Annotated in this window: 14 protein-coding genes; 1 reads left to right on the top strand and 13 read right to left on the bottom strand. The window is 42.6% G+C overall.

The genetic code is table 11. The annotated features are described in order from the left end of the window. Positions 1–130 precede the first annotated feature (130 nt). The 3 genes from ACOSV2_RS00605 to ACOSV2_RS00595 are packed head-to-tail and all read right to left on the bottom strand — an operon-like array spanning position 131 to position 2387. On the bottom strand, positions 131–865 hold the full coding sequence (locus ACOSV2_RS00605) for an amino acid ABC transporter ATP-binding protein (protein WP_113971235.1): 735 nt from the start codon (positions 863–865) through the stop codon (positions 131–133). 18 nt (positions 866–883) lie between these two features. After that, a complete protein-coding gene (locus ACOSV2_RS00600; RefSeq protein ID WP_113971234.1) occupies positions 884–1579 on the bottom strand; it encodes an amino acid ABC transporter permease in 696 nt (231 codons plus the stop codon). Then, on the bottom strand, positions 1563–2387 hold the full coding sequence (locus tag ACOSV2_RS00595; RefSeq protein ID WP_428973549.1) for an amino acid ABC transporter substrate-binding protein: 825 nt from the start codon (positions 2385–2387) through the stop codon (positions 1563–1565). The genes ACOSV2_RS00600 and ACOSV2_RS00595 overlap by 17 nt, the downstream gene beginning before the upstream one ends. A 206-nt stretch (positions 2388–2593) precedes the next feature. Here ACOSV2_RS00595 and ACOSV2_RS00590 point away from each other — a divergent pair, with 206 nt between their 5' ends. Next, positions 2594–3202: an NAD(P)-dependent oxidoreductase gene (locus ACOSV2_RS00590; RefSeq protein ID WP_428974260.1), complete on the top strand. Its 609-nt coding sequence runs from the start codon at positions 2594–2596 to the stop codon at positions 3200–3202. A 72-nt stretch (positions 3203–3274) separates the two neighbouring features. On the opposite strand, the gene ACOSV2_RS00585 is transcribed toward ACOSV2_RS00590, so the two are convergent. From ACOSV2_RS00585 to ACOSV2_RS00540, 10 genes are all read right to left on the bottom strand, one after another. Next, positions 3275–3769, bottom strand: a complete 495-nt coding sequence (locus ACOSV2_RS00585) for a hypothetical protein (RefSeq protein WP_428973548.1) — start codon at positions 3767–3769, stop codon at positions 3275–3277. Continuing rightward, entirely contained in the window at positions 3766–4146 is a 381-nt protein-coding gene (locus ACOSV2_RS00580) for a hypothetical protein (protein ID WP_428973547.1), read from the bottom strand. Before ACOSV2_RS00580 ends, ACOSV2_RS00585 begins: the two co-directional genes overlap by 4 nt. Before the next feature lie 154 nt (positions 4147–4300). Further along, the gene (locus ACOSV2_RS00575) at positions 4301–5320 is read right to left on the bottom strand and encodes an ABC transporter permease subunit (protein WP_428973546.1); all 1020 of its coding nucleotides are present in this window, start codon (positions 5318–5320) and stop codon (positions 4301–4303) included. After that, positions 5313–6215, bottom strand: a complete 903-nt coding sequence (locus ACOSV2_RS00570; RefSeq protein ID WP_428973545.1) for an ABC transporter permease subunit — start codon at positions 6213–6215, stop codon at positions 5313–5315. The genes ACOSV2_RS00575 and ACOSV2_RS00570 overlap by 8 nt, the downstream gene beginning before the upstream one ends. A 129-nt stretch (positions 6216–6344) precedes the next feature. Beyond that, positions 6345–8363 (bottom strand): ABC transporter ATP-binding protein, encoded by a 2019-nt coding sequence (locus ACOSV2_RS00565; RefSeq protein ID WP_428973544.1) that lies wholly within the window; start codon positions 8361–8363, stop codon positions 6345–6347. Continuing rightward, entirely contained in the window at positions 8360–10117 is a 1758-nt protein-coding gene (locus ACOSV2_RS00560; RefSeq protein WP_428973543.1) for an ABC transporter ATP-binding protein, read from the bottom strand. Before ACOSV2_RS00560 ends, ACOSV2_RS00565 begins: the two co-directional genes overlap by 4 nt. 628 nt (positions 10118–10745) lie before the next feature. Further along, positions 10746–10958: a sigmaY antisigma factor component gene (locus ACOSV2_RS00555; RefSeq protein WP_113971228.1), complete on the bottom strand. Its 213-nt coding sequence runs from the start codon at positions 10956–10958 to the stop codon at positions 10746–10748. Continuing rightward, positions 10955–11275 carry a YxlC family protein gene (locus tag ACOSV2_RS00550; RefSeq protein ID WP_428973542.1) on the bottom strand — a complete coding sequence of 107 codons (321 nt, stop codon included), beginning with the start codon at positions 11273–11275 and terminating at the stop codon, positions 10955–10957. The genes ACOSV2_RS00555 and ACOSV2_RS00550 overlap by 4 nt, the downstream gene beginning before the upstream one ends. Next, positions 11253–11792 (bottom strand): RNA polymerase sigma factor SigY, encoded by a 540-nt coding sequence (gene sigY / locus ACOSV2_RS00545; protein WP_428973541.1) that lies wholly within the window; start codon positions 11790–11792, stop codon positions 11253–11255. Before sigY ends, ACOSV2_RS00550 begins: the two co-directional genes overlap by 23 nt. Positions 11793–12486: 694 nt before the next feature. Next, on the bottom strand, positions 12487–13758 hold the full coding sequence (locus ACOSV2_RS00540) for an MFS transporter (RefSeq protein ID WP_428973540.1): 1272 nt from the start codon (positions 13756–13758) through the stop codon (positions 12487–12489). Positions 13759–13989: the final 231 nt, after the last annotated feature.

The following is a 13989-nucleotide window of genomic DNA, read 5'->3' as shown; positions in this document are numbered from 1 at the left end:
CTATTACCATATTTCCACTAATCAGGGTGATCTAACCTTTTTCAGAAAAGTTTATTAGTCTCACATCACATTATGACCGTACACCTTAAAAAAAGATGAATGAGCATGAGCCTCATTCATCTTTTACAATTTATTGTATTAAGTTCAGGAATTGTTTCGTACGTTCGTTCTTAGGGTGTTCAAACACTTCTTGAGGAGAGCCTTCTTCAACGATATACCCACCATCCATGAAGATGACTTTATCAGCTGCTTCTTTGGCAAATCTCATTTCATGAGTCACGACAACCATGGTCATTCCTTCTTCAGCAAGGTCCTTCATTACTTTTAGAACCTCTCCTACCAATTCAGGATCTAGTGCCGAGGTTGGTTCATCGAAGAGCATCACTTCCGGCTCTATCGCTAATGCTCTTGCGATTCCGACCCGCTGCTGCTGTCCTCCTGAGAGCTGGAATGGATAGTAGTCCACTTTGTCACCGAGTCCTACTTTTTCAAGCAATCTTATCGCTTTTTGCTTTGTTTCGGACTTATTGCGTTTTTGGACGACATTTGGTCCTTCCATTACGTTCTCCAGTGCGGTCATGTGGGGAAACAGATTATAGTTTTGGAACACCATGCCTGTTTTCCGTCTAAGTTTAATAAGCTCCTGCTTGGAAACCTTCTTATTGAAATCAACGGAAGTCCCGCCAATTGATACGGTTCCGTCATTCGGTGTTTCCAGTGCATTTATGCAACGCAGGAAGGTTGTCTTTCCTGAACCCGATGGACCGATCAGGACGATCACCTGGCCTTTATTGACTTCAACATTCATTCCTTTTAATACTTCTAATTGGTCAAATCGTTTGGTTAATCCTTTGATGGAAATCATATTCAATCTCCTTTAATATTACTTGGCAATATATCGGTCCAGTCTTGTCTCGATACGCCCTTGAATGATGGATAGAATAAAGCAAATGATCCAGTACAGCAAAGCAGCCTCCATGTACATGAGCAGGAACTCATAGTTTGTGGCAGCGATTTCCTGTGCTTTTCTGAACATTTCCGTTACGAGAATTAAAGAAGCAAGTGAGGTATCCTTCACCAAACTAATGAAAGAGTTCGATAGCGGTGGGATGGATACTCTGGTAGCTTGCGGCAGGATGATTCTCTTTAAGGCCTGTGAATACGTCATACCAATAGAATAACCCGCTTCCCATTGGCCCTTAGGAATCGATTGAATCGCTGCACGGACGATCTCAGAGGAGTAGGCCCCTTTATTCAATGAGAAAGCAATGATGGCAGACGGGAACGGATCAAACTTTATTCCAAGTGTCGGTAATCCGTAGAAAATAATGAACAATTGAACGAGTAAAGGTGTTCCCCTGATGGCAGATACATAGAATCGGGCAATCCCCCTTAGAATCGATACATTGGACAATCGGGCAAGGGCTGTAAGGACGGCCAGGATCATTCCTAAAGCAAAAGAAATCAGCGTCAGAGGGATAGAATAATACAAAGCTCCCTCTAGCATTGGAAGCAGGGAGCTTTGTAAAATATCAATCATTGCTTCAGGATCCTGGTAGATACTACTTAGGAGATACATCTTCTCCGAACCATTTCTCAGAAATCTCTTTATAAGTACCGTCTTCTTTCATTTCCTCTAACGCTTTGTTTACTTCTTCCACTAACTTGTCGTTACCTTTACGGAACATGAGACCACTTTGACCGGCATCTTCAGCTTCAGCCGCAATTTTGACATTGGCATTCGGCTGTTTCTTTAAATAATCCAGGATAGAGATTTTATCGTTCACTGTTACGTCCACTCTGCCTTGTTCAAGGAGTTGGATGGATTGTGACAGCCCCTCTACACCCTGAATTTCCGCACCATTTTTTTCAGCGATGTCGCGGTAGTTACTTGTCAGTGATTGAGCAGAAGTTAATCCCTTGATGTCTTCAAATGATGTAACGTCTTTATTGTCTTTCGATACCACCACTACTGCACTTGATTCAATATATGGTTTGGAGAAATCATATTTCTCCTGGCGATCTTCACGAATTCCCACTTGGTTTGCAATCATATCAAAACGTTTGGAGTTCAATCCTTCAAACATTGCGTCCCACTGAGTTTCCTGGAATTTCGCTTCGACACCAAGACGCTTCGCTACTTCACGGGCAATCTCTACGTCAAACCCAGTCAGTTCCCCGGATTCGTCGTGGAATGTGAAAGGAGGATATGTACCTTCCGTGCCAACAAGTAATTCTCCTTCTTCCTTCACTTGATCGTAAAGTGAAGTTTCAGAACCTTCTTTAGAATCACCGCTGGATTCTTCTTTATCATTAGATTGACCACACGCAGCTAATACCATGGATAAGGCAATTAGCATGATGATGGATAATTTCCATTTTTTCATTACAAAACCCCCACTATTCTTATCGGATTTAAAACTATTACGAATGTCATCATAAAACGATACAAGGAATAAGTCAATACAAAAGTTTCAATTCGAGACTTTTTCATTCTTCACACTCATTAGTATGTATTCTCATAGGCTCAATCATGTAAAGAATAACAATTTTGCGATAAACTATTTCTAATGGGAAAAGGGAGGTCATAATGATGAAAATCGCTTTATTTGGAAGTACGGGGCGAGTTGGTTCTGTTGTCTTTCAACAAGCAAACTCCACACATGAAGTGAATCGCCTGGTTAGAAAATATAGGGATGGACAAGCATCTGGTATGGATATTGCTGGTGATATATTGAATGAAGCAGATGTTATGAAAACCATAGAGGGGTGCGATGCGGTGATCAGCTGCTTGAATACGGATAAAAATGACGTACTTTCAAGGAGCATGCCCATCCTCTTAAAAGCAATGAGGCATCATGGTGTAAAACGTATCATTACCTGTGGGACAGCAGGGATCCTTCAAGCCCGAAAGGAGTCCAGTCTGTATCGGTTTCAGTCAAGTGAATCTAAACGAAGAAGCACGACTGCTGCCGAAGACCATTTAAGGGCCTATTTAATTTTAAAGGCTTCAGAAATGGATTGGACGATTGTTTGTCCCACTTATTTACCAGATGGAGAGCGCCTTGGGGAATACCGGACAGAGGGAGATGTCCTTCCTGAAAACGGAAAAAGCATCTCCATATTTGACACGGGGGATTTCATCTACCAACAGCTGGAAGATGATCGCTATATCAGAACTCGCGTGGGGATTTGTTACTGAGTGTCGGGACGCAGGTCTCTTGTCCCAAATTGACCAAAAAAAGTAGGGACAGTCCCCTGTCCCTACAACCCATCATTTGAATATAGTTGAAATGATTTCGTCTGTTGTCATTCCGCTCTCGACTTCGAAAGTACCAGGGCGCAAATCATTCTCAAGGCCGCGCTTTTCAACTTCTTTGTAGAAGTCGAGGCCGCTTTTGATGATGTTTGCGTTTTCCAAGGCATTTCCGACATCAATACTTGTCATACCGGTAGAAACAGTCAATATGGTCTTGTAAACGACCTTATCGTCCGTTTTTTCCGCTTTCTTATCTTCCGCTTTCTCTTCCTGTTTCGCGTTCATGGCTGAAAGCTGCTTGTTCCACTCAGCTTCTGTATGTATAACAAAACCGTTTGAAGTCAGCTGTTTCACCATTTCCTCCTCTGAAAGCTTCTCCGTTTTAACGGTTTCCACTTTCGCTGTACTCTCGGCTTCCGAAGGACCAAACATATAAACGGCACCGATTGACGTCGTTGCGATTAAGAGACCTGCAGCAAAACTGCGCAATGAATTAGGCGTCACTCTCATTGTGCTACTAAGCTCCTTTCAGTCTTCCTTGTCATGTAAGGAGCAAGCATGCGCTCTACCTCATTCGGTGAGAGCTGTTTTTTGGATGCAATGCTTTCAATAGAATACCCTCTTTTATGTAAGTCAAGCATCTCACGCAGCATAAACCGTTCTTCCGATTCCGCTGGTGCTGCCCCAGACTGTTGTGCTGTAATTTCAGCATCTAATTGAATATTCCGTAACTGCTTCTCCAGGTCATGTACTTCATTCAATACTGAAATTGAAACATGCTCTATTTGTTGTTCAAGTTGCGAGTTGGATTGTGTCGTTTTAATAAACGATATAATGAGCAGCACGACTGCTGTCCCAAATAAAATGGCGATTGCCCATCCCATCATAGGATCCTCCCTTTATGAAACTTTTTTATCAATTAAATTATACATTGATTAAGAGAGAAATTCGATTTAAAACGACAAAATCCCACAAAAGTCCTGTGTTCTTTGCAGAAAATTGTATTTATGCTTACATGATGGGCCTATCCGATTGCTCCTACTAACCCTTATATGTTTCCCGAGACTCCATCACAAACATTTCATTCTCCATACCCTTCACGGATACCTTCTGTTTTTCATCCGCTTTCCAGCTTCTCTTCACCCTCCCCTTGTCTCCCAACAGGACCCGTTGAAGGGAGGTTGCCATGAGATTATAGGAAAGCACGGTGAATGATAGGGCTATGAGTGGGACAAACAGGATCCATGGAGCCACCATCAGTTCAAAGTAGGCTTTCCCGATATTGCCGGCCCATTCATTGGAAAGAGAAAATAACCTGGTTACTCCCATCATGATTTCCCTCTCTACCGCACCCCCAAGGAATATTTCAAGAAAGCCAAGATGTGCGAATAAAATCAGTACCGCCACATTCCTCTGAAAAAACAACAGGGTCAGACGCGGTAATAAGTTTCTCAGGACATGCCTCCGATACAAAGATAAGCCACTTGCCCCCAACGTTCTAGCACTCAGAACAAACTCTTCCTGTAGCACTTTCTTGATTTCTTTAGACAGGACTACGATCAATGGCGGGATACCGATCAGCGTCAGGATGAAGATTTGAATACACAACACTTTCACGAACGCTTTCTCGGGCTCATCGATGACGAAACTGATTGGTGACAGGAGCATGAAGGCTATGACAGCCATAGGGATATAGACCATGGACTCTACCAACTCTTCAAATGCCCGTTGCACTTTTTGAAAGAAGTTTATAAAGAGCACCGACAATGAAAAAGCCAGTATGACTTGAAAAAGGCTGATGATCAATCCTATGACGATGGTAAACTTCGCCCCCTGAATGACATATGACCATAGTGGAAGACCTAATCGATCGGAACCGAACGGTGGCAACTCAGCCGGTGTGAACGGAGGTCCAACTGTTTCGCCGTTATATTCAAAGAAACTATACATCTTCACCTTTTCTTCTATAAATGGTTCGTACAAAAAACTCAGCGCCAGAAGTCCCGTAATGAATATAAACCCAATGAGAAACTGGGGCTGCCTCCAGAGATCTTTAAGCATAGGTCCCGTCCTCCTTTAATCCGATGCTCTTCTTCATTCGCATCTCGATCAAGGTAAATACCAGAAAGAAGGGCAGAAAAATGACCGTGGAAATAATGACAAATGTGAATCCACTCGACCAAATCAATAAATCCATGATTCCCCTCATATTAAACAACCTTTCTAAAATAAACAGATTGGATAACATAAAGGAGAAGATGATTTTGGACCGATAGAATAAGCTGTAGATCACGTTCCTGAAACCATGGGTCACTAACACTTGAATCGCATTGAGCCCTTTCCCCCTGGCAAGTTCTATGTACGGTTTCTGGTCTTCCTCTTGCAGAAGGAGGACGATTGTTTTAATTAGGAATACGGTCGGGACAATCGTTAAGCAGGTGACTGGCAACAGGTATAATTCTTCATCCGTCATCGCAATATCCCCTATTAACACACCCGTGTTACGGAAATACATCACTACAGCAAGTTGAATACCGATGATGATGAATACATCGGGAAGCGATTCAAGGATATTCACAAGACTCAAGAATGCATGTTGCATCCATTTGGAAGAAAGGGATATGAATAAACTCACTGCGAATGAGATCCCCACCGCCAATCCCAGTGAAAATAAGAATACCTTCATAGAGTAGAAATACCGTTCAGCGAGAACATCCTGAAGTGGATATTCTTTATACAACACAAACAAAATCCACTGATCCTGTTGAAAGATCCGAGTGAATACGTGATAAATTCCTAGGAAATACTCTTTCGGATAAAAGCCAAATGAATTTCCTTCATCATTCATCATCAAATAGTATAATTCAGTGTTTCCACCTCCATAAAACAAAACGGGCAGCACGCTAATCAAGATGAACCCTATAATAATCAGCAATAATTGTCGGATCGCCTTCATGACTTCCCCCTTCTCATATCTGTGCATCTTTTTACTCTTCTTGTCCGGGTTAAGAAAATCCTTTTTCTGGATAAAAATAATTTAAAAAAGAAAAGGCATCCGACTACAATCATCAGATGCCTTCCTTCTTTAACCTGCCATATCACCTTTCGATCCCTGCTGAAGCTGATACATTTGATAATAACGGCCTTTATGCTTCATCAGTTCGTCATGATTGCCCCTTTCCACAATTTCTCCCCGATCCAATACAATTATTTGGTCGGCATTCTTAATCGTGGATAGTCGATGTGCGATGATGAAGGTCGTTCTGCCCTTTTTCAAGACTTCCATCGCTTCCTGAATGACTGCTTCCGTCTCTGTATCAATGCTCGACGTCGCTTCATCCAAAATCAGGATCGCTGGATTAAAGGCAAGGGCCCTTGCAAAGGAAATCAATTGACGCTGCCCTGAAGAAAGGGTGCTTCCTTTCTCGATCACCGGTTCGTCATAGCCGTTCTCAAGGTTTTTGAACACTTTTTCAGCACCGACGGCTTTGAGTGCTGCTTCCACCTGTTCCCTTGAAATTCTAGGGTCATCCAAGCTTACATTTGATACGATGGTTCCCGTAAACAAATAAGGGTCCTGCAAGACAATTCCCATATGCTCACGGATCGTTTGATAGGGAATATCTACAATGTCTTTTCCGTCAATCAGGATCTTCCCTTCGTTGCTATCGTAAAAACGGAACAATAGATTCATGATTGAGCTTTTCCCTGAACCTGTGTGCCCCACCAGGGCAATGGTTTCTCCTTTGCTTGCGGTAAACGTGATATCCTTCAGCACATATTCATTTTCCTTGTATCCAAAGAAGACATGTTCAAAGCTGACATTTCCGTCATACTTGCTCATTTTCTCATCTTCAACCGGGGTTCCGGTCTCTTCCAACAGGCGAAAAACCCGTTCACCTGCTACAAGTGCCTGCTCAAGGTTTGCCAGCTGATTGACGATTCCTGTCACTGGCTGGAACAATCGGTTGATGTAATCGACGAAGGCATAGAGCACCCCCAGCGTGACAACCGATCCCACTCCCATAGAAGCACCTCCGAAATACCATATGAATGCGACAAAGGTGATGTTTCTCAGTACCCCGACCAGATTGTGGGATGTCATGGAGTTCAAGCTCAAGAGTTTATTTTGATACTTGAAATGCGTCTCGTTCAACTCTTCGAATTCTTCGTTCGTTTTCTTTTCTCTGCTGAAAGCCTGAATGATGTTCATGCCCTGGATCGACTCATTGATCATGGCATTGATATCACTCACTTTCGATCTGATGATATGATTGTATTTAGACGCATAGATACGATACAGGTACGTCCATACAACCAGGATCGGAATCAGGATCAAGCAAATGGCTGCTAATTTTGCATCAAGTATAAAGAGTGCGATGTATATTCCAATAATGTAAATCGTACTGGAGAAAAAGGTTGATAAGACTGTTACATACAGATCCCGGATTGCTTCGGTATCGTTTGTGATCCTCGCTACGACCTTTCCTGCCGGCAGATTATCAAAATAGCGGATCGGAAGCTTCTGGATATGCTGGAACACATCATTACGCATTTTCTGAATGACCCGGTTTGCTGCCTTCTGCAAATAATACCGCTGACCATATTGGAAAAAGGCAGCGACTACAAGCAGCCCAAAATAGAAGGCAATCAATTTAATGATCTTCGGGATTTCAGGATTATAAAAACGCAGCAGCTCATCTCCGGTCAACTTCTCAGCCGGATAAGTGGCCGACTCATCGCCTTTCGTGATCGTCATTTCACCTGACTTGACCGACCTTTCTCCGTCGAAGGAGACGGTGGAAGGAACGAAATAAAACTCTCTCCCGACCTGTAAGATACGGATATCATCTTTTCTCGTCTCCCCTTCTGAAAAATATTGTTCACGTTTATACCATTTCCCCTTATAAGATACAGCTTCTTTCCCCTCCACCGTTTCATACCAGGTGGATTCGATTCCAAGTATATGATCATCGATTAGTTTCTTCGCAATAAAAGGACCTGCAAGTTCAGCCGCTACTGACACACTCAGCATCAATAGGGCAGCAATGATGATTTTTTTATAAATAAGGGCATATTCGGTTAGTCTTCTTCCGACGTTCATGCGCCCACCTCCTCGCGTGAGGAATCTTCAACTTGTTGGCGATCGAATTGTTCTTTATACCAACCACCATTTTCAAGGAGTCGTTCATGTACCCCTTCTTCTACTACTTTCCCATCTTCAAACACGATAATCCAGTCTGCATGCTGAACGGCAGAGAGACGATGAGTCGTAATAATCGTTGTTTTTCCTTCACGTTCTTTTCGTATATTGTCAATGATCTTCGCTTCTGTTTTCGCATCAACAGCCGATAGCGAGTCATCCAGAATCAGGATTTCCGGATTTTTGATCAGCGCCCGGGCAATCGAAATCCGCTGCTTCTGACCACCTGACAGGGCCACACCCTTTTCTCCTACAAGAGTGGTCAATCCGTCCGGAAGCATTTCAAGATCTTTTTTGAAATCAGCCAGTTCAATGGCTTGTTCCAGGTCTTGTTCAGTCGCATCATGTCTTCCGAACAGAATGTTTTCTCTGACGGTCCTTGAGAAAAGGACATGATCCTGGGGCACGTAACCGATCCAATCCCTTACCTGCTGTATGGTCAAGTCACTGATCGGGACACCTCCAATGGATAAAGACCCTTTTCCGGCAGGGTATTCACGGAGGAGCTGCTTGATAAAGGTTGTTTTACCGCTTCCTGTCTTCCCGACGATTCCAAGGGTACCTCCTTGTTGGATGTTCACATTGATATCGGAAAGGTTCAGTACATTTGAGGATGGGTACTGAAAGTCCACTTCCTTAAATCCGATATGCTCAGGTGAATCAATCCATTTAGGGTTCTCGGAGTCTTGAACGTCCTGCACATAATCAAGTGTCTCTTGAACCCGGTCAAGTGATGCATTCCCGCGCTGCATGATATTGATCAACTCTCCGATGGCAAACATCGGCCATATCAGCATCCCGAGGTACACGTTAAAGGAAACAAGCTCTCCCAATGTGATCGATTGGTGGAACACAAGGTATGCTCCATAACCAAGTCCGATCAAATAGCTCAACCCGACAAGGACTTTGATTGTTGGTTCAAAGAGGGAATCAATCTTTGCCACTCCAATATTCTTGTTATAGACGTCTTCAGTCATATCAGCGAAACGCTTCTCATCCGCTCTTTCCTGTACATACGCACGAATGACACGGACACCCGCAATCGACTCAAGCACTTTATCATTCAAGTCACCGAATGAATCCTGGGCTTCCGTGAATCGCTTATGAATTCTAGCACCGTACACCTTCATCAACATAGCCATGATCGGAAGCGGCAATATCGCTGCGATAGTCAATTTCCAGCTGATAAGAAATCCCATTGTGAAAAGGATCGTTAACATAAAGACACTGGAATCGATTAGTGTCAAAACCCCGAAACCGGCTGTAACCGAGATGGCCTTCAGATCATTCGTTGCCCTTGCCATTAAATCTCCCGTACGATTCTTTTCAAAAAAAGTCGGAGTCATCTTTAATAAATGTCCCATAAATTTACCGCGAAGCTTACGCTCAACGAGAAAGGCCCCGCCAAATAATTGATACATCCACACATACGTCATTGCGTACGAAATGAGTGCGATTCCGGCAATCATCCATAGATATTTCGCGACGACTTCCCACGTCATCGCACCCAGGTGAATGTCATCTATGGCATTCCCTACAAGCTTTGGAGGAATCACATCAAGAATTCCTACAATCGTCAATAGAACGATCGCCACCGTATATCTCTTCCAATTTTCAATAAAAAACCACGATAATTTCTTAAAAATACTAAACATTCCACATTACCCCCTCTTGTTGACTTTCTTCACTATCCGCCTTCTGTCTCCACAGCAGGCATCATCTTCTTCATTTGAATGATTAACATAATCATTTCCTCCTTCTGAAATTAAGTTTTAATATGTGATCAAGGATGGTCCTTGGGTACACCAACACGAAAAAAAAGACAGACGCCTAAGGCATTTATCACAAGATCAGATACGGATTCCTCCCGAATCCCCACCAATCTGTTGCGCCTTAAGAACGTCCGTCTTTGTTTTTGGACATAGAAAAGCACAGATTATATGCATAACCTGTGCCATTAATATTCATCTGACAGAATGATTAAGGAGTTACTGGTTATGTGATGATATGAAATTGGTATTGAACACTTCTGGTACTCCATGAATTGTATACACTTTCATCATCACAAACCCTCCATTCATTTTTATTATTTATTCCATTAATAACCATACTATACGCCGTGAATTGTGTCAATATTATTTTTATTGAAAATTTTCTATATACTATATGTTTTTCCACAGTACAAGTGAAACACAAAGGCAGAATTATTCCACTACGACAGCCGTTCAAATCCTCTTAATTCTTTTACTTCCTTACCTGGTACAAATTCGGTTGTCACTATGATCATGATTCCCTCTCCCCTGCCTTGAATTTTCTCCAAATTTTCTTTGCAAATATGAAATAAAAGATGAGTGGGAATGGACACTGAATTAACCCCCAGATTCCCCAGAACCAATAGTTATGTCCGTTCTTCCGGGCATCGATGAACAGGTAAATACTTTGAGTCAGAAGGATCGGTATGACAAGTGGTAAGATATAGAGCTCTTCTTTTGTCATGTCCTTTTCACCTTTTTCGTATATGTTATGCCAGTAAAAACCGAGGCCCCCACAAAGATGGCAACTTGAAGGAGAAGAAATAGAATCGGCATTTGAAATAACGTAAGGGAAAACACAGTCAAGATACAACAGGCCAGAAGAAGAAAGTTGGTGAGATCCCGTTTAAACCTGGCTTTAAGCTCTACTTGCTGATCCTCTACTAATTGCTCAAACCACTGCAGGGACGGGGTGCTTTCGTCAATGTCTTCATCAATTGACTGGAATCCGTCCTCCAGTAATTTCTTTAATTCATCGTTATGTTCCTGATGGTTGTTCATCTATTTTCAACTCCTTTCTCAGCCGGACGATTCCATGATGAACCCGTGATTTCACTGTCCCAGGTGGTATTTCTGTCAATTGACCAATCTCTTCATAGGAATAACCGTAGTAATGTTTCAGAATGATAGGGAGCCTGATATCTTCCGATAGTGTGGATAAGGCTGCCAGCACATCATTCCATTCTTCATTCCTTGACTCCATCTCCCATTTTAATTTTCTAACGTTCACTTCTTCATTTTTCCAGCTCTGTTCTCTTTTCATTTTACGCTGAAGATCAATATAACGATTGGTTGCGATGGAAATCAGCCATGATGAGAATTTTGATTTCCCGTTGTATTGATGAATCTTCTCAACACATTTTGCCATTGTATCCTGTGCAAGCTCCTCTGCCTGATCCCGATTCATTGTCACTTTCATTAAGTACTTTACTAGAAAAGGATAATGTTCTTGAAAAAGAATGGCAAAGGCTTCGTGATTCCCTTTTTTCGCCCGTTTGATCAAATCTCTCTCTTCCATCCTTTACTGTCCTTTCTTTCCACCCCAGCCTGCGAGTTCATTAATAAGACGCACACCAGGAAAAATCGTTCATAAAATCATTATACTTTTTTTAAAATATTTTCATTCTTTTTTAATAGACTTTTTTCGTAAAGGTTGTTGGTTAATAACAATGGATCTGCCAGGGCTCTGTCAATCAGTGTGTGCTGGGTGGTGAGGGGAACTGCTCCGCTTGCAGCTAGCGTTCGGCCAAGCCTCCTCAGCTTATCCGAACGGGGTCTCGGCACGCCCGTACTTCCGCAGGAGTCTGCGCAGTTCCCCTCACCATCTTTAAGAGATTCTTACTGACAGAGCTAAAGGGTGTTATAGAACAAAATAACTATAATACAGAATTCGTCTTCCTTAAAATAAAATTAAGCTCTACTCACCTTAAATGAGGTTGTTTGCAAAAAATTGTTGTTTTTTTATTTCTTTTAAGGATACATGCTCAGAAAGTTGATTGGAGCGGAAGGTGTTCGACTCCTGCGGGAATAGCTGGACAGGTGAGACCCCGGAGGCAAAGCCGAGGAGGCTCACCGCCAGCCCCGCGGAAAGCGAACATCCTGTAGCGGAAATCAACTACTACTTTCTTCTCTAAGAGGAACAAAATTTTCCAAAAGTTTCAAAATAAAACCCTCTATGAATAGTCCTTTCCTATCCATAGAGGGAATCTCACTTAGCTATTCAGAGCAGCAGGCTGAGCATTGTTTTCCTCTTTCACATATTTAGGAAGAATGATGGTGTAGAAGATACCTACTATGATTAGACATCCTCCAACAAGCCAGTAGAGCATTTCAACGGTTACGACGGTAGGGAATGTCAAAGCAACCACTCCCAGGGTAACGGATTGTGACAGCATCATAAGGGGATTGATCCACCCCTGCACCCTTCCCATCATTTTCGGATCGATGATGCTCGGCATCCATCCCCCGATTGCAATATTCACCAGAGGTAAGCCCAGTGCAGCGAAAAAGATGATCGTGAGGAAGATCCAAGTCGTAGGGGCAAAGGATGCTGCGATGATAAACGTCCCGGATATCACCAGCCCTGCAACAATCAATACATGAAATTTAAACTTCTGAGATAGCATGGAAGAGAAGATACTGCCGATCAAAACACCGGCACCGAATGCGACACCTAATAAAATCGAATATTCTTCATAAGACTCTGGGGCTAATTTATATTTCAATATAAAAATAGGAATGACCGAGAATCCGCCGTTCACAATCCCAAATACTACAAACCCTCCAATCAAGGATAATAGCAGCTTGTGATTCAGGATATAGTTCATCCCGGCTGTAAAATCTTTCGTCACGGACTGAATGTTCAAGTCTTTCCACGTATGCTTGCCGTTCGGAAGACGAACCTCTTCTGGAATGATACATTTTCTGATCAAGATGGCAGATATAACGAATGTAACAAAATCGACTGCGATTGCACCGTAGATCCCGGCCGTCCAATATACAAAGATGGCAACAGCATTTCCAAGTAACATAAACAAGCTCATCACCATCTGATTCAATCCTGCTGCCGTTGAATAATCATCTTTAGAAAGCACTCCTTGCAGTATCCCTTGTTCAGCTGGAAAGAAGAACTTCTGGACACCGCTTCTTAGAAACAGGATGGCAAATATGAGGGGCAGCCAGCTAATGTAGATGGCCCCGAATAATAAAAGTGTAAGGAACGCACTGATCGTATCACAGTGGTAGGCAATTTTCTGCCGGTCCATTCTGTCAGCGATTACTCCAACAAGAAAGAATACGAGAAGAGTGGGTAATGAGTACATCATTTCAGTCAGGGAAGCATACACAGGTTGCTCGGAAAACCGGTCCAGTAAATAAAACATAAAGGCAGTCAAACCGATCACACTTCCCATATGCGAAGTGAAATTAGCAAAGAACAACTTTAGAAAAATTGGATTCTTAAAGATTTCAATCATTTTTTTCATAAATACCCTTCTCCCATCAATGATTAACTATCTTAATAGTATATGGAATACCCGAAGAACATGAGGGTCTATTGGTGGTTTTTTCCTCCGTCTGTGGTCGGATAGGGAATGGGGGTAATCCCTCCCGGATAGCAAAAAATTCAGGAGAAGCCGTTTCGCCGATATATTTAGAATTCCGCCGTTTCATCCACAATTTCGCCGTCCCCCCAGCTGACAATAAATCTTGTCTTT

It is taken from the genome of Rossellomorea sp. DUT-2, from assembly GCF_052665285.1.
The sequence above is the reverse complement of the archived record's forward strand: the minus strand, read 5'-3'. Positions and strand labels throughout refer to the sequence as shown.